At 51.1% G+C, this 20200-nt stretch carries 12 protein-coding genes; 3 read left to right on the top strand and 9 right to left on the bottom strand.

The features are described 5' to 3' along the window. Nucleotides 1-8: 8 nt before the first annotated feature. The 7 genes from DWX59_RS27680 to nifJ form a co-directional block, all read right to left on the bottom strand. The gene (locus tag DWX59_RS27680; RefSeq protein WP_117563374.1) at nucleotides 9-755 is read right to left on the bottom strand and encodes an MBL fold metallo-hydrolase; all 747 of its coding nucleotides are present in this window, start codon (nucleotides 753-755) and stop codon (nucleotides 9-11) included. 213 nt (nucleotides 756-968) lie between these two features. Next, entirely contained in the window at nucleotides 969-2318 is a 1350-nt protein-coding gene (locus DWX59_RS27675; protein WP_117563373.1) for a 2-hydroxycarboxylate transporter family protein, read from the bottom strand. Nucleotides 2319-2368: 50 nt separating this feature from the next. After that, a complete protein-coding gene (gene buk / locus DWX59_RS27670) occupies nucleotides 2369-3475 on the bottom strand; it encodes a butyrate kinase (RefSeq protein ID WP_117563372.1) in 1107 nt (368 codons plus the stop codon). Between the two features lie 33 nt (nucleotides 3476-3508). After that, a complete protein-coding gene (locus tag DWX59_RS30200) occupies nucleotides 3509-6208 on the bottom strand; it encodes an aconitase/3-isopropylmalate dehydratase large subunit family protein (protein ID WP_117563371.1) in 2700 nt (899 codons plus the stop codon). Next, the gene (locus DWX59_RS27660) at nucleotides 6192-7385 is read right to left on the bottom strand and encodes an aconitase family protein (RefSeq protein ID WP_117563370.1); all 1194 of its coding nucleotides are present in this window, start codon (nucleotides 7383-7385) and stop codon (nucleotides 6192-6194) included. The genes DWX59_RS30200 and DWX59_RS27660 overlap by 17 nt, the downstream gene beginning before the upstream one ends. 22 nt (nucleotides 7386-7407) lie before the next feature. After that, nucleotides 7408-8496 (bottom strand): isocitrate/isopropylmalate family dehydrogenase, encoded by a 1089-nt coding sequence (locus tag DWX59_RS27655; protein ID WP_117563369.1) that lies wholly within the window; start codon nucleotides 8494-8496, stop codon nucleotides 7408-7410. A gap of 17 nt (nucleotides 8497-8513) precedes the next feature. Continuing rightward, entirely contained in the window at nucleotides 8514-12038 is a 3525-nt protein-coding gene (nifJ, locus tag DWX59_RS27650; RefSeq protein ID WP_117563368.1) for a pyruvate:ferredoxin (flavodoxin) oxidoreductase, read from the bottom strand. A 492-nt stretch (nucleotides 12039-12530) separates the two neighbouring features. On the opposite strand from nifJ, the gene DWX59_RS27645 reads away from it, so the two are divergent. The 3 genes from DWX59_RS27645 (at nucleotide 12531) to DWX59_RS27635 (ending at nucleotide 15526) form a co-directional block, all read left to right on the top strand. Continuing rightward, entirely contained in the window at nucleotides 12531-13544 is a 1014-nt protein-coding gene (locus tag DWX59_RS27645) for a LacI family DNA-binding transcriptional regulator (RefSeq protein WP_166460319.1), read from the top strand. 170 nt (nucleotides 13545-13714) lie between these two features. Further along, the gene (locus DWX59_RS27640; RefSeq protein WP_117563366.1) at nucleotides 13715-15130 is read left to right on the top strand and encodes a pyruvate carboxylase subunit B; all 1416 of its coding nucleotides are present in this window, start codon (nucleotides 13715-13717) and stop codon (nucleotides 15128-15130) included. Continuing rightward, nucleotides 15131-15526 carry a carboxymuconolactone decarboxylase family protein gene (locus DWX59_RS27635; protein WP_117563365.1) on the top strand — a complete coding sequence of 132 codons (396 nt, stop codon included), beginning with the start codon at nucleotides 15131-15133 and terminating at the stop codon, nucleotides 15524-15526. 578 nt (nucleotides 15527-16104) lie between these two features. Here DWX59_RS27635 and DWX59_RS27630 read toward each other — a convergent pair. Both DWX59_RS27630 and uvrB read right to left on the bottom strand, forming a co-directional pair. Beyond that, nucleotides 16105-17283: a cell wall-binding repeat-containing protein gene (locus tag DWX59_RS27630; RefSeq protein ID WP_117563364.1), complete on the bottom strand. Its 1179-nt coding sequence runs from the start codon at nucleotides 17281-17283 to the stop codon at nucleotides 16105-16107. Nucleotides 17284-17432: 149 nt separating this feature from the next. Continuing rightward, complete coding sequence (uvrB, locus tag DWX59_RS27625; RefSeq protein WP_117563363.1) at nucleotides 17433-19415, bottom strand: excinuclease ABC subunit UvrB; 1983 nt, start codon at nucleotides 19413-19415, stop codon at nucleotides 17433-17435. Nucleotides 19416-20200 lie beyond the last annotated feature (785 nt).

The raw sequence follows: 20200 nt of genomic DNA, 5'->3' as shown, positions 1-20200 counted from the left end.
CGCCTCCATCATAAGACCCCAAAACCAAAGGAATACCACCTGTGGTGTTCCAGCATCATCAGATCCGTTGCCGGGCATTGTTCCTGCACCGCTTTTCCCAGCGCATCCATATACCAATCCATCCGGAATGCTCCGTTTTCAATAAAATGCTCCTGGTTCTCCCTGCTCATATCCTTCATGGCCTCGGGCATCATCTTAAAAAACCCTTCTGTGAAATCATAATGATGCGGGATTACGATTCTTATCCCCATTGCCTCCACCAGACGGGCAAACTGGTCAAAATCCTGTTTGGGGCTGACGTGCATCAGGGCAATATCCGAGCGCACACCGCGCAGACGGTTCTTCTGGTCCTGGGATGTCATGCCGGCCCAGACCATGATCCTGGTTCCGTCGCACAGCGTCAGACGGTAATTGTTCAGCTCCAGATTGCCGAACCAGTCTGAAAGGCTGACGCTGCCGTCCTGATTCCGGAACTTCTTAGCACCTCTGTAATAGCCCCGCGGCGACTCGGTGTGACGGCCGGCAAACACCTCCACCAACAAATCGTCAAACTCATATACCTCGCCGCTTCTCACCCTGCAGATGCGGGCGCAGTTAATATTCAGCCACTCACAAAGCGGGTCCGCAGACAAATCTCCCACAAATATGACAACATCCGGAAATTTCTCCTGAATCCTTGCCACATCCGCCGCATGGTCTATATGTATGTGGCTTAACAAAAGATAATCACACTGCTTAATCTCCTCCAGCTCCATGGGGTGGCATAAAACCCCGTCAACATTTCTCCATATTAAATAATCCTCCCGCGATTTCTATTCAGATTATATATAAGCTGCCGTACAAAAGAGCGCCGCATCCGCCCGGCTGTCAAACCGGACGGCCGCAGCGCCCTTTCTGTATCTTTTATCTGTATCTTCTATCTCTATATCCTATCTCCATCTGCCATCCATATCTCTTTTAATATTAATCTAATGCATAAATAGCGGATACAGCAAACCAATCCATATTACCATAAGAGCGCCGCCAATCCGCGTGGAGATGGATGCAAATGCCAGCAGGTTCATACGGTTTCCAGCTGTCAGTACCGCGATATCACCGGAACCGCCGATGTTGCAGCAGCACAGGCCGGCCGTGATGCCTGCCTCGTATGGGTACAGCCCTGCCAGGCGGCCAAAAATCATGGCGCCGATAAATGCGCCCAGCACCCCCAGCACAATTACTACCAGTACGCCCAGACTGAAGAACTTAGTCAGGTCCGTAATGTTCAGGGAACAGATTCCAATGCCTGCAATCAGCATGGGAAGCAGGGCCTTCAGCGCAAAATTCATGGAATACACACAGTTGTCAGCAAATTCGTCCGGAATAATACCGGTACATTTTACGATGATGGCAAGAATAATGGTCCATGCCAGACCTGCAATATTGTTGAACACCGGAAGGCTTCCCAGCACATTGCCAGCCAGATAAAAGCACAGGGACATAAAAATCCCGCTCCCAAGGCTTGCATAGTTGGCGCTGGTTCCAGGACGCTTTTCTTCCTTCATCGCCTCCTCTGCTGTCCCTGATTCCACCCGGAGTATTTTGCCGCGGCCGTTCCAGCCCGGAATCTTCTCCGTGATTGCACCGCCGATAGCTGCAAATAGTACAGCCAGCACGTTGGCGATGGAAGCGTAGCACAAAAACTGTCCCGCCAGGCCTGTCATATCCGAGCCTGCAAGGCTGGTATAAAGGGCAGGAAGCGTAGTGATGGCCCCGCCGGAGCCGCCGGACATACAGGGAGCGCCCACATAAAACAGACCCTCTGCCCCGCCAAAGCCGGTAATCATCCCTCCGATGATGCAGGCGCCCAGGGCAAATACCTGGCTTCCCAGTATCGCCGGCATATACCGCGCCGTGGCGCTTAAGAGCACCTTTCTGTCCATCACAAGGATGGAGCCCACCAGAAGCAGTGCAATGTACATATCCTGGAATCCGCCCTTCATCCAGACCTTGGCGCCGTTCACCAGCACCTCCGGAATCAGGCCCATGTAGTTCATCAGGGACGCGCCGAACAGCGGAAGCAGACAGGCACCACCCAGATAATTATTGACAATGGGAATCGTATTCCCCAGCCAGAAAAAGATTCCGCCGATTGCCATCAGGAACGCCCAGGTATGGATAAAGCTGGTGGCCATATAGGTTCCCGCGTCATTGGAATAAATCTTTACCGTTGGCATGAACCCGCCGTAGGTGACCACCATGACCACAATAAAAAATGGCAGGAAATACTTCAGGTTCAGACCACATACATTAAATTTTATGCGCTTTTTTTCGCTCATTGTTGTCCCTCCATCAAGAGATTATTTTATCTCTGTTATAACTTCAAATGTCACTGCTCATTGAATCCGTTCCAAACCGGGATTCCCGTGTATTCCTTGGCTGTTTCCTCCCGGTTCAGCACGCGCAGGGCGCCCGAGGCCAGGGCTTCCATTTCAAACTCCCCTGCCATCACCGTGACCGGAGCGATAAAGCGCAGCATTCCGGTAAGCTTTTCCACCAGGTATCCGTCATGGGAAATGCCTCCTGTAAAGATAATACCGTCCACATCTCCCTCCAGCACGGCTGCCATGGAACCCGCACATTTTCCAATCTGGTAAATCATGGCGTCATATACCAGCTTTGCATATGCATTTCCCTGTTCCATCATACCACGGACCTCCCTTGCATCGGAAGTCCCCAGATGATCTACCAGTCCGCCTGATTTGGTAATCTTCTCATACAATTCCTTTTCGGTACAGTTTCCGGTAAAGCAGGCCTTCATCACTTCCTTCACCGGGATGGCGCCGCATCTGGTAGGGGCCATGGGTCCGTCACCCTGGGCAATATCATTGGAATCCACCATCTTCCCCTTTTGGTGGGCTGTCACGGAAATACCGCCTCCGATGTGACAGATGATCAGATTCATTTCCTCATACTTATTTCCCCTGGATGCCGCATAACGGATGCCGATTTCCTTCTGGTTCAGGGCATGGATCCGGCTTTCACGATAGACTCCCTTCCATCCGGTCACTCTGGCCAGGTCACTGAATTCATCCACATCCGGAGGGTTCACCACGTATGCGTTTCCACCGTATGTCTTTGAAAATGCATCTGCCAGCTGTGCTCCCAGCATGGCCGGGTGCTTGACCGAGAATCCGGCCCTGGCATGTTCCAGGAGTTTATCATTGACAACATATACGCCGCCCTCCACGCTCACCAGACCGCCGCCCCTGGCGGAAAATGCATCCACGCCTTCCAGGCTGACACCGGCCTTTTCCACTTCTTCCAGAATGGTTTCCTTCCTGTAGTCAAACTGGTCGCTGATTTCCCTGTACTGCTTTAACACCTCGGCATCGTGGGCAACATTGCTGGAAAATACGGGTTGATTGCCTTCGAACAGCGCGATTTTGGTGGATGTGGAACCCGGGTTGATTGCAAATATTTTATATGGGACCATGCTCTTATTTACCTCCTGATTTTATCTTATCTTTCATGGACTTACCTGCTGCCCGGTTCCAATCAAGGCTGAGATTACAATGGACATGTACTTGTCATCCGCGGAAGCCGACCGGGACACCAGAAGTACCGGTACCATGGCGCCCAGCACGGTTCCTCCCGTGCGTCCGCCGCCGATGCAGGTTATGGTCTTGGCCGCCACATTCCCACTGACAATATCAGGCATCACCAGAAGGTCTGCATCCCCTGCAACCGGACTTTCATAGCCCTTGATAGCCGCTGACCCGGAATCCATGGCCAGATCGTAGCTGATGGGGCCTTCTATGACGCATCCGTTCACCCCTTCCGCTTTGATGGCGTCCGCTTCCACGGTTTCCTTCATCTTTGGGTTCACCTTTTCCACGGCCGCAATCACCGCCACCTTGGGTTCCATCACGCCCAAGCTGTGAAATGCCTCCACCGCGTTTTCAATGGCTGCTTTCTTCTGCTCCTGGGTTGGGTAGGTCAGAAGCCCCACGTCCGTGATTGCAAACACCTTATGGTAATGAGGGCTTTCCATAAAGGCCAGCAGACTCATGACATCATTTTTGCGGATACCGTTTTCCTTATTGACCAGCACCTTCATGAGGGTACCTGTCTCCAGTTTTCCCTTCATGATACAGTCAGCCTTGCCTGCCTTTGCAAGTTCCACCGCTTTTCTGGCACATTCCACCGGGTCATCCATGGATATGATTTCCGCCAGCGACGCATCAAAATCCAGTTTCTTCATCAGCCGCCGTATCTCATCTTCGTTACCAATCAGGACCGGGCTTATCATACCATCCTTTGCGGCTCTGGAAACCGCCTCCAGAGTGTGCTCATCGTGGGCAGCCACCACTGCCACGGTCCGCTTTACCGGTTTGTTTTTCAGCATTTCTTTTAACTGTTCAAAATCCTTTATCATCACATGCCTCGGGTCTGTCACAACCCCGGTCAGCGCCGTGGCGGCCGCCACGGCCGGGCTGGACAGATAGCTCAGAGTCTTTTTCGTTCCCTGTCTGCCAATAAAATTGCGGTTTGCAGTGGACAGGATACGCTCGTCATCATACATAAGTCCATAAGGCATTCCACAGCACAGCCCGCAGCACGGATGGCTGATTACACAACCTGCTTCGATAAAGGTCTTAATATATCCCGCCGCAATGGCATCCTTAAATACCTTGTTGGTAGCCGGCACCACGATTACCCGCAGGTCCTCCGGCACTTTCTTTCCCTTCATGATTTCTGCCGCAATCCTCATGTCTTCCAGGGAGCCGTTGGTACAGCTTCCGATATAAACCTCATCCATCTTTGTACCCAGGATTTCACTGACAGGATGCACATTGTCCACCCCCTGTGGACAGGAAAGCTGCGGTTCCAGTCCGCTTACATCATATACCAGTACCTTTTCATAAACCGCGTCCTCATCCACCTTTACCCAGTCAATCTCATTTAACGGCATATCATAATATTCCGCCGTCTTTTCATCCGCCTCGAACAGGCCGCATTTTGCACCGGCCTCCAAGGCCATGTTGGCAACCGTAAACCTAGCCATCATGCTCATTTCCCTTGCGGCAGGACCGGTAAATTCCAGGCTCTTGTACTGGCCGCCGTCCGCCCGGATATCGCCCAGGATTTTAAGGATGACATCCTTGGACAGCACCCCGTCCTGAAGATGTCCGTTCAGCACGATTTTGATGGCTTCCGGCACTTTGAACCACAGTTCTCCCGTAATCAGGGCCGCGGCCATCTCGGCCGTTCCGATTCCGGAGCAGAAGTTGCCCGCGCCTCCGTAGGTGGTGGTGTGGCTGTCCGTGGCGGTGGCGATATCGCCCGGCCTTGCATACCGCTCCTCATGCATGATGCTGTGGCAGATGCCTTCTCCGATATGGAGCTTTTTAATGCCGTATTTCTCTGCCAGGGCGATACCTGCGTTATAGTGCGCATAGTCGTTTTTAGCCACTGCTGTTGGCATACAGTGGTCAAAGATAATAGTCACCTTATCCGGGTCGTCGATACATCCAGCTCCCATTTTCTCCAGCGTGTCCAAAAGATACGGAGTGTAAATGTCATGGATCATAAACATATCGGGATGGGTAATCACAATATCACCTGGCTGCACATGGTCCAGCCCCGCATTTTTCTTAAGAAGCTTTTCCACCAGGGTGTAGCCTGTTTTGCGCCTCCCCACATCATCCAGCTCCGTGTGCCCCGACTTGGGGATACCAGCGGCAATCCGCATCTTGGTATCCTCAATCAGTCCGCCGTGCTCCACAATAGCCAGAAGGTTCTCCGGCACCTTTCCCACCGGAAACTCCTTTCCGTTGACGCGGACGCATTTCCCCACTTCCACGGTAACCATATCCCCGCCCTGACAGAAATCCTGGATACCATCGCACTGGATCAGAAGGATTCCGCTGTTAAAGGCGTTGCGGAAAAATATCCTGGCAAAACTCTTCGCAATAATGCAGCGCACACCGTTCCCGGACAGCACGGTGGCAGCCTGTTCCCTGGAAGAACCGCATCCGAAATTGCGCCCCGCCACCAAAATGTCGCCCGGCTGTACGGTAGAACCAAACTCCGGCTTTAATAGCTCAAAGGCATATTTTTTCATCTCTTCAATGGTAGGAATGGTGCCTCGTTTGCCGGGAATAATGGTATCCGTGTCAATATCGTCCCCAAACTTCCATATTTTACCTTTAAATACTGTTTCCATTATCCTTCCCCTCCTGTGATTCCATGCCGGATGTTGATTTTGCTGCCTTGCCAGATGCTTTTTCTGTGTCAGACGCTGCCGCCATGATTGTTTCCACCGATGCCGTCATGACCCGCGCATCCTCACATCCCATAGATCCTGCAAAGGTATACAGCCCGGTCGTTAAAAGCGTTTCTCCCGGTCCCATGGCGCCCGCTCCCTGTGGTACCACGCTATGGTCTCCGGCCGCGCTGATCTGTGCCCCGAAATCAATGAATCTGGTGATGATTCCTTCCTCCATGGCCTGTATGTAATCCGCGCTGGCAGCCGGACAGACCGTAAGCCTGAAGCCCAGTTTCAGCTTCTTTCCCTCTGTCATCGCGGCTGCTTTTCTCAGGTCCTCTATGGTTCCTCCATTGCATCCGCCAATCTGGCCTCCATGGATCTTACAGCCGGCCAGGATGGAAGCTGGCTGAAATCCCGCCTTAATCTGGGAATTTTTATCACTGCACGGCATTCTCAGCATGGGAACCGTCTGATCCAGGTCCAGACAACAGCCCGCCTGCCCTTCTTCGGTCCAGAATGCGGTGTATGCGCCTGTGCCGCAGGCCATATGGCACAGCACGGCCTTTTCGTGGCTGGTCAGATTCCCGCCTATAAATTCAATGGCTTTGCCCTGGATACCATTTCTCTCCTTTAAGAAGCAAAGGGCCGCGTCCACAATGCCGCAATCCGTCCCCAAGCTGCCTTTCACCTGTACGCCCAGTGTTTCCGGCACTTCCACATGGTATTTTCCCGTCTCCAGCACCCTGGCCAGCTCCGTGTTGCTGACGCCGATTCCCAAGGCTCCCACAGCGCCTAACACAGAGCTGTGCCTGGAACCGGTAACCACAATCTGGCCGGGTTTTACTTCCTCCTTAAGAAGGTACTGCAGCCCGGTTCCCTTTGCCTGAAGGAAACGGGTACCGTATTCTTTCGAAAATGTCAGGATTTCCCCAAATATCCTGGCGTCCTCCGGTGAACCGGACGGCACGTTGTGGTCATACATCACCAGTACCTTTTCCGGCTCCGATACCCGGGAAACATGTTCCGTTACCCCGTGGGAAAACCCATTGGTAACCAGTACCATATCCGGGGAAACGGTGGCAATCTCGCCTTGTGCCGCGCCCAGAAGCTTTTCTATCATTCTTTTTTCCATTATCCTGTCACCTCATATGATTTTATAGACACGCCCTGACCGCTTCCCCAATCTGCTCTGTTGCAGCGGTCTGTTCCCGGCCCGACCAGCAGGGGCGTCCTCCGATTCCATGTTCCATCACGCGGTACACCGCCTTTCTTACACATTCCGCTTCCCGGCAAAGGCCGAAGGAATATTCAAGCATCATGGCGCCAGCCAGAATCATTCCCATGGGATTGGCTTTCCCCGTACCGGCCAGTTCTTCGTGGACCTGATGAAGCTGGTTTGGACAGTAGATTCCCCTTTTTCCGGCATTCAGACTGCCCGCCGGAAGGAACTCGCCCGCGCCTGTGAGTCCTGCTGCCTCGTCCGCGATAATGTCCCCAAACACATTGGAGGCCACAATCACGTCAAAGGCATCCGGCGAACTGATCAGTTCAAAGGCCCCGTGGTCCACCAGCATGTGTTCCAGTTCTATATGGGGATAATCCCTGTGGGTTTCCTCCATCACCTGACGCCATAAGGCACTGCTGGACAGAAGGATGGCCTTATCCAGGCTTGTAACCTTCTTTCTTCTGGTCCCTGCAAGTTCAAATGCCAGTCTGGCCGAATCCCGGATCAGTACCTCGTCATAGCCCTCCGTGTCCCAGGCAGCCCTTACATTGCACAGATTAGAGCTTTTACCTTCCGTGGTAAACATCCCTCCCGCAATATCCCGTATGATCAGGATATCCATTCCTTTTTTGCGGATTTCCTCTTTTAAGGGACACAGCCCCCGAAGTGCATCCGAAAAAAAGCAGGGACGTATATCGCTTCGCAGGGAAAGCTCTGTGCGCAGCAGTCCAAGAATGCTCTCCGGCCGGTCTTTAAAGTCCAGGTCCGGGCGCCTTCCCACGGCCAGCTTTCCCATGAGTATCCCATCCGCCTGGCGGCAGGCTGTGAGGCTCTCCGGCGGCATGGGACAGCGTCCCTGTCTCAGGGCCTGGGTACCGGCCGTCACCTCCTCAAACCGGAAGCTTTGGCCGAACACCTCCCCTGCCCGTTTAAGGGTCAGCACCGTTTCCCTGGTAATCTCAGGTCCAATACCGTCCCCGGGAATGACAGCTATGGTGTAGATCCTGTTGTCATCCATTGCGTTCTCTCCCTGGATTATTTGGACGCCAGCCCTTTGTATACCTGATATCTGGCCTTTGCATCTGCCTCTGATTTCCTGTAAAGGGCGTCTGCCGCATCCGGGAAGGTACGCTCCAGTGAAGAATAGCGGACCTCGCCCCGCAGGAATTCCCTGTAGCCGCCCTCCGGCTCCTTACTGTCTAACTGGAATGGATTTTTGCCTTCCTCCGCCAGCATGGGATTATATCTGTAAAGGTGCCAGTAGCCGGCTTCCACCGCGCGTTTGATTTCATCCTGCACCTTTGCCATGCCGCAGCGCAGTCCGTGGTTGATACAGGGCGCATATGCGATAATCAGGGACGGACCGTTGTAGCTCTCGGCCTCCTTCACTGCCTTTAACAGCTGTGCCTGGCTGGCGCCCATGGCCACCTGGGCCACGTACACGTCGCCGTAGCTCATGGCCATCATACCCAGGTCTTTCTTCTTGGTGCGCTTGCCCGCGGCGGCAAACTGTGCCACGGCTCCTGTCGGAGTTGCCTTGGACGCCTGGCCGCCCGTATTGGAATACACCTCTGTATCAAATACCATCACATTCACGTCCGCGCCGGAAGCCAGTACATGATCCAGGCCGCCGTAGCCGATATCATATGCCCAGCCGTCGCCGCCAAACATCCACACAGACTTCTTCACAAGGTGTTTTACATTTTCCCGTGCAAATCCCACCTGCTCCGCTACGATGGTGCCTGTATAATTGTAAAGCGCTGCCTTCAATGTTTCGCTTACAGCCTTAGTTGCCTCCTTGTCATCAAAATGTGCCAGCCAGTCCGCTGCCGCTGATTTTAATAACTGGTCATCAGACTGTGCAGCAATCTCCTCAACCCGCAGGCAAAGGCTGTTCCTCTGCTGGTCCGCCCCAAGGCAGATACCCATTCCAAATTCCGCATTATTCTCAAACAGTGAACCGCCCACCGCAGGTCCCTGTCCTTTCTTATTGGTGGTATAGGGGAAGCTTGGGAAGCTGGTGGCCCATACCTGGCTGCATCCTGTAGCGGTGGCGATATACATCCTGTCGCCGTACAGCTGTGTAACCAGCTTGGCATAAGGCGTCTCGCCGCAGCCTGCGCATGCGCCGGAGAATTCCAGAAGGGGCTGTTCAAACTGGCTGCCCTTTACATTGGATGTACCGAATGGATTTCGGATTTCCGGCAGTGCTTCCGTGTAATCCCATACCTTGGCCTCCTCCAGCTCCTCTTCCAGCAATACCATGGTAAGGGCTTTTTCCTTAGCCGGGCAGACATTGGCACAGCTTGCGCAGCCCGAGCAGTCCAAAACGGATATTGCCATGTGGAACAGCAATCCATCCGCGCCCTTTCCCATGGTCTTTGCTGTCTTTAATCCTTCCGGCCCGCCCGCTGTCTCCTCCTTTGTCAGAAGCAGGGGACGGATTACTGCGTGGGGACACACATAGGCACACTGGTTGCACTGGATGCATTTGTCCGGATTCCAGGACGGCACCTTGACCGCAATCCCCCGTTTCTCATATTTGGAAGTTCCCTGGGGCATGGTTCCATCTGCGTGGTCCTCATAAAATGCAGATACCGGAATGGAATCACCCTTCATACTGTTTACCGGTTCCAATATCCTGGTGATGAACTTCGGTTTCTCCCTGCTGTCTGAAGCCTCCTGCGTGTTAAGATCCGACCAGGACGCAGGAACATTTACCTTCACCAGATGTTCCACCCCGGCGTCCACCGCAGCGTAGTTCATATTTACAATAGCATCGCCCTTTTTACCGTAGGACTTAAGGATGGCTTCCTTCATGTACCGGGATGCATCCTCTGCCGGGATAATATCCGCGATTTTGAAAAATGCCGACTGGAGCACGGTATTTGTACGGCTGCCCAGTCCCAGGCCTGCGGCAATCTGAACGGAGTCGATGATATAAAGGTTGATTTTTTTATCCGCTATGGCTTTTCTCATGTATGCGGGAAGATGGCGGTCCAAATCCTCCTCCTTCCAGTCACATGCAATCAGCAGGTTCCCGCCTTCCTTCAGATCCGATACAATGTCATATTTGTCAATGTACGCCTGGTTATGGCAGGCCACAAAATCCGCCTTGTTCACCAGGTAGGAGCTGCGGATGGGTGAATGGCCGAAGCGCAGATGGCTCTTGGTCACGCCGCCCGACTTTTTTCCGTCATACTCAAAGTAGGCTTGTACATACATATCCGTGTGGTCACCGATGATTTTGATGGTATTCTTATTGGCGCCCACGGTCCCGTCCGAGCCAAGTCCCCAGAATTTACAGCTGACCGTGCCCTTTGGGATGATATCCAGCTCCTGGCCGTAAGGAATGGAGTGGTGGGTCACATCATCCACAATACCGATGGTGTAATGATTTCTTGGCTCCTTTGCTCCCATGTTCTCATACATGGCCACTATCTGGGCCGGTGTGGTGTCCTTGCTGGCAAGGCCGAAGCGGCACGCATAGGCCTTGATGGGGCTTCCCGAATCCTGAAGCACGCTGCAGATTTCCTCAAACAGCGGCTCGCCCACGGCTCCGGCTTCCTTATCCCTGTCAAGGACCGTAATCTTCTTCACGGTATCAGGCAGTTCATGGAAGAAATGCTTCGGGCTGAAGGGACGGAACAAATGAACCTCCAGATACCCCACCTTCTTCCCCTGGGCTACCAGGTAGTCAATGGTCTCCTGGATGGTTCCCGTCACGCTGCCCATACCCACCAGGACTGTCTCTGCTTCAGGACTTCCGTAGTAGTTAAACAGCTTATAGTTTCTGCCTGTAATCTCATTAATTTGATCCATGCAGGATTCCACCACATCCGGAAGGGCTTCATAGTAAGGATTCGCCGCTTCCCTCTGCTGAAAATATGTATCCGGGTTCTGCCCTGTGGTGCGCAGTACCGGGCTTTCCGGGTTCAGCGCGTTATCGCGGAACTTTTTTAACTCCTTCTGGTCTACCAGCTTTGCCAGCTCCTCATAATCCAGACATTCCACCTTCTGGATTTCATGGCTGGTCCTGAATCCGTCAAAATAGTGGAGAAATGGAACATGCCCCTTAATCGCTGCCAGATGGGACACCGCCCCCAGGTCCATGGCTTCCTGTACCGTGGAGCTTGCCATCATGGCAAATCCCGTGGGACGGCAGGCCATAACGTCGGAGTGCTCCGCAAAAATGGAGATTGCGCTTGTAGCCACATTCCTGCTTGCCACATGGACCACACCCGGTTTCAGCTGCCCCGCGATACGGAACATAGTGGGAATCATCAGCATCAGTCCCTGGGAAGCCGTGTAGGAGGATGCCAGAACACCTGCATCCAGCGCACCGTGCACGGCTGAGATTGCCCCCGCCTCTGACTGCATTTCCACCAGCTTGACCGGTGTCCCAAATATATTTTTCTTTCCATGGGCCGCCCACGCGTCCACATGCTCCGCCATTGGAGATGAAGGTGTGATTGGATAAATGGCCGCTACCTCCGTAAATGCATAGGAAGCATATGCGGCTGCTTCGTTTCCGTCCATGGTCTTCATGATTTTGCTCATAATCCACTTCTTCCTTTCTTCTAAGACAAATGATTGTGTGTTTCAGTTAACGGCTGTAACTTCTGGTTTGTGTCTGCATCAATTAGTATTATTTAGTATTAATTATTTTGTACTTAATGACTGGTTTATCGTGTTAGTTTAACGTTTTAGCTTATCTTTATTATAGTTTTACGTTTTAGCAGATGTCAATACCCACTTTTCATTTTGTATTATTCTCACAATTTATTCTTTTTATATTTGTGCATATTTTATTTTTTCATTCTCATGCTTTCATAATAAATGCAAAATCCACCGCCTCTTTTTTTGTGATTCTTTTTCGTCCTCCCACAGCCCCGTTTCTCCCTATTTTTCTTTATACTTCTTTATTTTAATCCTCCATCCTCACCGCTCTCCCCCTCTCGTTATTTCCCAATCCTTGACAAATCCTCTGTCACTCCGTATGATAGATACAGACTAAATCACGTTAACGAAACCGGAAAGGAAGTGCAGCTCATGGTAACGATTAAGGATGTGGCTAATTACGCCCATGTCTCTCCCACCACTGTTTCCCTGATTCTCAATGGAAAAGCAGAGGAACGGCGCATCTCGCCCCTGACATGCGACCGGGTCATGGAAGCCATGAATACCCTGGGCTACCAGCCCAATCTCAGTGCCAGGCGTCTGCGCTCCAACGACAGGCTGCGGCCCATCATTGCCTTTTACTGGCCCATGGATTACCGGACCAACATCCTGGCTTCATTCCTGTCCAGCTTTCAGGAAATCATACGCAAGCTGGACTTCGACTGTGAGCTTGTGGTACAGACCTATGAAAACAATGCCCTGGAGAAACATTCCGACGGCATCATAAAAAACAGCTACCACGCGGTCATCATAGGCGGCGCATCCTCCCGGGACATCGCCTATCTTGAGACCTTGAAGCCCCAGATTCCTCTGGTCCTGATGAACCGTTCCTCCGAAAAATACTCCACGGTATCCGTAGACACCAAAGAGATGGGACTTCTGGCCGCCCGCCTGTTCCGGCAAAAGGGCTACACTGAAGCCGCAGTCCTGACCTCCAGGCGCCCCTACCTGGCCACAGGTCTTCGCACCCAGGCATTCCTGAACGCGTGCGCCCAGATTGGGATTACCATAGACGCCACCCACATCATCCGTGCAGAAAACACCATGGAAGGCGGAGTCCAGGGAGCCGACACCTACTGCAGCCTGCCCGCCCGTCCCAGGGCCGTATTCTGCGACTCCGATTCCATGGCCCTTGGCGCCCTTTACTCCTTCCACCGCCACGGCCTTATCCTTCCCCGTGACGCCGAGCTTCTGGCCATCGGGTTCCTGGACCCGGAAGCCACCAGGTACTCCATCCCCCCGGTAAGCGTCATCTCCATGCCCAACAAAGAAGTAATGGAAGGCGCCATCCGCCTGGTCATCCAGGCCCTCTCCGTCACCCTCACTACACCTGTCCACACACTGATTGAGCCGGAGGTAGTATTGCGGGACACATTTCAGTGTTAAATCAAAGGATAGTCATTCCTAGGGCCTGGCATACCCCAGGCTCTTTTTCATCGGATCTACTTTTTAAATTCTCTCTTGACAATTCACCAATCCTATATTATTCTTATTTTAACGATTTAGTTTAACGTTTTAGCAAACCCTACTAAACTAAATCGAAAGGACGTGAATCCGTGTTTTGGAACAAAAAAGCATCCCTCCCCTCCGGCCATTCCGCTTCCGACTTTGCAGGAGCCGGAACACCGGTAAAATTTAACAGCGTGGAATTCCGCGATGGACAGCAGTCCCTGTTTGCCACCAGAATGACAACCGCGGACATGGTTCCTCTGTTAAGCGCCATGGACCAGGTGGGATATGACAGTATGGAAATGTGGGGCGGAGCCACCTTTGATGTGGCGGTCCGTTTTCTGAAGGAAGATCCCTGGGACCGCATCCGCGAATTCAAGAAATATGTAAAGAACACCCCTCTCAAGATGGTCCTAAGAGGCCAGAACCTGGTAGGCTACAAAGCTTATCCAGATGATATCGTGGAGAAATTTGTAGAAAAAGCGGCAGAAGCCGGCATTGATGTATTCCTGATTTTTGACGCGCTCCAGGATCTGCGAAACTGCGAATCCGCTTTCAAAGCCGTGAAAAAGGCTGGTAAAAAGATTGAAGGTTCCATCCAATACAATATAAGCCCATTCCATACCATTGAAAAGTTCGTGGAAAATGGAAAGGAACAGGAAAAGATGGGAGTTTCCCTTCTCCATGTGGAGGACATGGCCGGACTTATGACACCGGCTGCTGCCTATGACCTGATCAAAGCCCTGAAAGCAGAGCTTCATGTGCCCATCCATCTCCACTGCCACTGTACCGGGGGCATGGCCGAGATGGCCTACTGGGAAGCCATCCGTGCGGGCGTGGACGGCCTGGATGTATGCGTATCCTCCATGTCCATGGGACCGGCCCATCCGCCCATTGAAAGCTTTGTAGCTGCGTTAAAAGGAACCAGCCGGGATTCCCACATTGACGTGGCCCAGTTTAAGGCCATCAACGATGGATTCCTTGCGTTGCGGAAAAAATACGCCCAGTTTGAGACAAAACTCATCGGCGTGGACGTGGGCTGCCTGGAGCATCAAATTCCCGGCGGCATGCTCTCCAACCTGGAAAGCCAGCTCACTGCCATGAAACTGTATGACCGCCTTCCCGAAGTTCTTGAAGAAGTGACCAGGGTAAGGGCTGACATGGGATATCCCCCTCTTGCCACCCCATCCAGCCAGATGTGCGGAGCACAGGCAACCACCAATGTACTGACAGGCAAACGATATATGATGGTCAGCAATGAAATGAAAGACTACTGCCGCGGCATGTATGGCATGCCTCCCGGCCCGGTTGCCCCAGAGCTTCTGTCCGCCGCATTAGGCGGTGAGACGCCCAGCACTAAGAAGCCGGCCGACATGCTTGCCCCCGGCTTTGAAACCGCCAGATTGGAAGCCGGTACTTTGGCCCGCACCGAGGAAGATGTACTCACCTACGCGCTTTTCCCAACCCACGCACCGGAGTTTCTCCGGGCCAAATACAATCTATCATCCACAGGAGGCATTTGAATGAAGCAGCAAAACCCTGAAAAGCTCCTCCGTTCCCAGGAGGTTTTAAAAGAACTGAAGGAAGCCAGAGGCGGCTCCCTGCTAAACTCCCACCAGGTCATGGGCAACGACCCCAACCTGGTCAACGCATTTTTACAACAGTACTTAAACTGTAACAAGCGGGATGTGGATATTCCGAAAAAATACCGCGAGCTGATTGTAATGGCCATCGGTATGGCTACCCAAACAGCCACCACCACAAAGGTGCACGCCAAACTGGCACTGGAAAACGGCGCAACGGTAGATGAGGTATTTGAAGTAATCCGCATTATCTTCTTTACCTGCGGCGTTTCCAAGCTTCTGCCGGCATTAGAATGCCTTGAAGGCTTCTTTGAACCCATAGGGTTAGAAGAATAGATGTAACAGTTCTGAATTGTTACAGATTCATAATCAACCAGACAAACGAAAGAGCCGCCGCAAAACAACTCCCAAGTAGATTTTGGTTATTTACCTTATCTACTTAGGAGGTATCATATCATTTTGCGCGGCTCTTTCAAATCCATAAAGACTTTCTATAAAGGAGAAAGCACCATGAAGCAAACGGCCCTCTAGTCTCCCAGCTACAATATCCTCTTGTTCTGCTCTGTCTGTATCTCCATTTTTTATGCACTCATCCCCCTGCTGACCAGATACACCACATCCGGATTAAATCTTATGCTGGCCGCTGGCCAACCCCCTCCGGTTGATTCCTTAAACCATAAGGTATTTTTTGAATCCCTCATCTCTCTTATACCTCTTGGCTTGTTAGGCGCCCTCTTTTCTATTTCCAATGGAGTAGAAACAACCTTTCTTGCCTTGTTGGCAAGGGAGCGGGGAATTAATCATATTTCTATTTTTTTACATTGTATAAAAAGACTAAACCTAACAAATAAACTTTGTTAGATTTAGTCCTTTTCCTCTCGTCAACCTCTAAATACGTCTGTGATTATAATAACTCATTGCAAAGCTCCCGACCCATCCACATACCGGCCGTCCGGCGTTGTCGTATTGGCATACATCACACCATTGCTTCCAAGATAGTACCACTTCCCGTTAATGGCCTGCCAGCCCGTAAGCATGGCACCGCTGGGATCCAGATAATACCACTGTCCGTTCAGCCTCTGCCAGCCGGTCTGCATGGCGCCGCTGCTGTTCATATAGTACCATCTTCCGTTCACTGCCTGCCAGCCGGTCTGCATCACGCCGCTGCTGTTCATATAATACCACTGACCATTGATGGCCTGCCAGCCCGTTGTCATGGCGCCGCTGGGATTCAGATAATACCAATCCCCGTCCAGACGCTGCCAGCCTGTTAATATATAACCTGAGTTGTTAAAATAATACCAGGCTCCGTTAATCTGCTTCCAGCAGGATGAGGGATACCCGCCGGTATCAAAGGCATACCACCACCCCTTCTGGTCCTGGACCCAACGTCCGCTGCCGCCGTACCGTCCAAGATCATCCTCGTCCACATAAAAGGAACCGGAATCCTCAGACCACTCACCAGCCTTACTGTTATACCGTGATATTGCCCTTACCCGGAAGGTATAATCACCTTCCCTGTTAAAATATCCTGCAAAATCATAGGATGTTCTGGTTGTGCTTACAGTTGTCACTGTCTTGTCATTCCTGAGAAGCTTTACATCATAACTTTTGGCTCCTTCAATCTCCTCCCACACAGCCGCGGTGTCTTCCCAGTCCAGATCCGTTGCGCCTTCCAGCTTGCCGCCAATACGCTTCAGCTCCGCATATACCTCTATATACGCGCCGCTGTCATAAATCTTGGCTTTCTTAAACTCGGCATTACATCCTGTAAATTTAAAATGGCTCTTGGATGTGTAAGAAAAGCGGTAGCCATCCTTGGCTGACAGTTCAATCTTCACCTCCGGTACATCCCCCACGGTCCAGGTATCCTGGTCATCTGAATTCGTATATTCTGCTGATTCCACATAAAATTCACTGCTGTCTGCCTTTACCTTGATATTGCCTATGTCGTCCCCGCTTGCAGGTGCCTTGTCATATGAAAATGTAAGCTTCACCGTATCAATCTTCGTATCTGCCGCCAAGGCGGTAAATCCGGTGCTGATTGCCATGACAACTGCCAGCATTAAGCATATGCCTTTCTTTTTTCTCATAACAACTCCTCCTATCCACCATTATATGAATTTTCTACCAATTGCTTATCTTTATTATAATAAAGCAAATGATATTGTACAATTTAATAATCCTTAAAAGAATATTACATTTTTCAAACACAATCAAAGTGGAAAGGACAAGTTACAAACTATTCCATATCTATAAGTATTTTTTTAATTTCTATCATACGGTCACGAAGCCTTGCAGCCTCCTCAAAGTTAAGTTCCACTGCGGCCTGGCGCATTTTCTTTTCCAACTCCTTAACCAGTTTATTAAGTTCCTTCTCATCCATGGATTCCGGATCCTTTTTTAACTTCTCATCATTATCCGCCACTGCTTTTGATATGGCAATCAGGTCCCGGACCGCCTTTTTAATGGTTGTGGGCGTAATTCCATGCTCCTCGTTGTATGTCTGCTGGATCTGCCTGCGCCGGTTGGTCTCCCCGATGGCCACACGCATGGAGTCAGTCATCTTATCCGCGTACATGATTACATGTCCTTCTGAGTTTCTGGCCGCACGGCCAATTGTCTGGATCAGGGAAGTCTCTGAACGCAGGAAGCCCTCTTTATCCGCATCCAGGATTGCCACAAGGGTAATCTCAGGAATATCCAGTCCCTCCCTTAAAAGGTTAATGCCCACAAGCACGTCAAACACATCCAGACGCATATCACGTATGATCTGGGCCCGTTCCAGCGTATCAATATCCGAGTGCAGGTATTTAACCCGGATTCCCACCTCCCGCATGTAATCCGTAAGGTCCTCTGCCATCCGCTTTGTCAATGTGGTAATCAGCACCTTATGATGGTTTGCCACTTCCTTGTTCACTTCAGAAATCAGGTCATCAATCTGGCCCTCCACCGGGCGGACGGTGACTTCCGGATCCAAAAGCCCGGTAGGACGGATGATCTGTTCCACACGCATCAGCTCATGATCACGTTCATATACGGACGGGGTAGCGGATACAAACATCATCTGGTTGATTTTCTCCTCAAACTCAGAAAAATTAAGGGGTCTGTTATCCAACGCGGACGGAAGCCTGAAACCATAATCCACCAATGTTGATTTCCTGGACCGGTCCCCGGCATACATGCCCCTGACCTGAGGAAGCGTAATATGGGACTCATCCACGATAATCAGGAAATCCTCCGGAAAGTAATCAATCAGCGTACAAGGCGGCTCACCGGGAAGCCCGCCTGTCAGGTGGCGTGAATAGTTCTCAATACCAGAGCAAAAACCAGTCTCCCGCATCATCTCCACATCGAAATTAGTCCTCTCCGAAATCCTCTGTGCTTCCAGCAGCTTGTCCTCGCTTTTGAAAAATGCGACCTGTTCTTTCAGTTCAGCCAGGATATTCTCAGTTGCCTCCATCATCTTCTCTTTTGGTACCACATAGTGGGATGCCGGGAAAATGGCAATATGCCCTAGCTGGGCTTTGATTTCGCCGGTCAGGGTATCAATCTCCGTTATCCGGTCAACCTCATCCCCAAAAAATTCTATCCTGTAAGCCGCGCTGTCCGAATATGCAGGAAATACCTCCAGCACATCCCCCCTTACCCGGAACGTACCACGCTTAAAGTCCATGTCATTGCGGTCATACTGGATATCAATCAGTTTGTGGATGATTTCATCCCTGTCCCTGGTCATTCCCGGGCGCAGCGATATTACCATCTCCTTATAGTCAATGGGACTGCCCAGTCCATAGATACAGGACACGGACGCCACAATAATCACATCCTCCCGCTCTGACAGGGCCGCTGTTGCCGAATGGCGCAGCTTGTCAATCTCATCATTGATGGATGAATCCTTCTCAATATAGGTGTCAGTGGACGGAACGTAAGCCTCTGGTTGGTAGTAGTCGTAGTAAGACACGAAGTACTCTACGGCGTTCTCCGGGAAGAACTCCTTGAACTCACTGTAGAGCTGGGCGGCCAGGGTTTTGTTATGGGCTATTATGAGGGTTGGCTTCTGTAATTGCTGGATTACATTCGCCATGGTGAAGGTCTTGCCAGACCCTGTGACCCCTAGTAAAGTCTCGAATTGATTGCCTTCCCTGAAGCCTTTGACAAGGGCCTCAATTGCCTGCGGCTGGTCGCCGGTGGGCTGATATTCTGAGTGTAATTTGAACTCCATAATGTGTTTTTACCTCCTTGCTAATCCAATAAAAAGTACGTCTATTAGGCAGAAATTCGTAAAATCTTTGAAATCAGGTGTTCAGGCAGCTGCCTAATAGGCGTACTTTCGAATTTCAGAATTTAGCTGCTGATAAAACAATATTATTTATTACTGAACAGTACAAAATAGCATCCCTATAAAATTTTATAATGAATTTCCTACTCTTTTGTCCGATATACATTATCCATAAGCATGCCTTGATTTTTCTCAAGTTCATATGCCAATTCTACCTCAGTAGGCAATACCGTCATATATTTTGAGGCAAAAATCTGTTTACTATCATTCAATGCTGAATATTTTACAATCGTTTCATCCTTATCCGTACAAAGAATACATATCTGGCAGCCCCATCCGGGAATACCGGACCACGTGGATATGCCTGTCCCCACAAACAGGACTATCCCGTCCTCTGCAATCGCCTTCTTAATCTTTCTCCGTATACCTGGCACCATGAAATATTCATAACCGTATACACTTCATTCATTATATCAGATTGCCATTAGAAAGTATAGACCGCAATCGAATGTTTGTTCTATCCCCCCAATTCCTGTATGATTCAATCAGACCATCTTCCATAAGACAGCAAAACTTCGGCCAGATGGCCAAGGACCAGGTCTGACAGCCACGAATCAGGCCCAACACCCTGGGACCAGACCCAAATCCGGCCCAACAGCCACTATCCCTGATAATCAGTACAAAAACGGTTCTATACTGAATGTTGGGGTGTGCTGAAAAGCACACTT

The sequence above is a fragment of the Enterocloster aldenensis genome (assembly GCF_003434055.1).
GTDB lineage: Bacteria > Bacillota > Clostridia > Lachnospirales > Lachnospiraceae > Enterocloster > Enterocloster aldenensis.
The sequence above is the reverse complement of the archived record's forward strand: the minus strand, read 5'-3'. Positions and strand labels throughout refer to the sequence as shown.

Excerpts from the sequence above, each read along its gene's own strand:
- DWX59_RS27675 (WP_117563373.1), bottom strand. The coding sequence starts at position 2,318 with ATGAGCGAAAAAAAGCGCATAAAATTTAATGTATGTGGTCTGAACCTG.
- DWX59_RS27660 (WP_117563370.1), bottom strand. The coding sequence starts at position 7,385 with ATGGAAAAAAGAATGATAGAAAAGCTTCTGGGCGCGGCACAAGGCGAG.
- uvrB (WP_117563363.1), bottom strand. The coding sequence starts at position 19,415 with ATGGAGTTCAAATTACACTCAGAATATCAGCCCACCGGCGACCAGCCG.
- nifJ (WP_117563368.1), bottom strand. The coding sequence starts at position 12,038 with ATGAGCAAAATCATGAAGACCATGGACGGAAACGAAGCAGCCGCATAT.
- DWX59_RS30200 (WP_117563371.1), bottom strand. The coding sequence starts at position 6,208 with ATGGAAACAGTATTTAAAGGTAAAATATGGAAGTTTGGGGACGATATT.
- DWX59_RS27680 (WP_117563374.1), bottom strand. The coding sequence starts at position 755 with ATGGAGCTGGAGGAGATTAAGCAGTGTGATTATCTTTTGTTAAGCCAC.
- buk (WP_117563372.1), bottom strand. The coding sequence starts at position 3,475 with ATGGTCCCATATAAAATATTTGCAATCAACCCGGGTTCCACATCCACC.
- DWX59_RS27635 (WP_117563365.1), top strand. The coding sequence starts at position 15,131 with ATGAAGCAGCAAAACCCTGAAAAGCTCCTCCGTTCCCAGGAGGTTTTA.
- DWX59_RS27645 (WP_166460319.1), top strand. The coding sequence starts at position 12,531 with ATGGTAACGATTAAGGATGTGGCTAATTACGCCCATGTCTCTCCCACC.
- DWX59_RS27655 (WP_117563369.1), bottom strand. The coding sequence starts at position 8,496 with ATGGATGACAACAGGATCTACACCATAGCTGTCATTCCCGGGGACGGT.
- DWX59_RS27630 (WP_117563364.1), bottom strand. The coding sequence starts at position 17,283 with ATGAGAAAAAAGAAAGGCATATGCTTAATGCTGGCAGTTGTCATGGCA.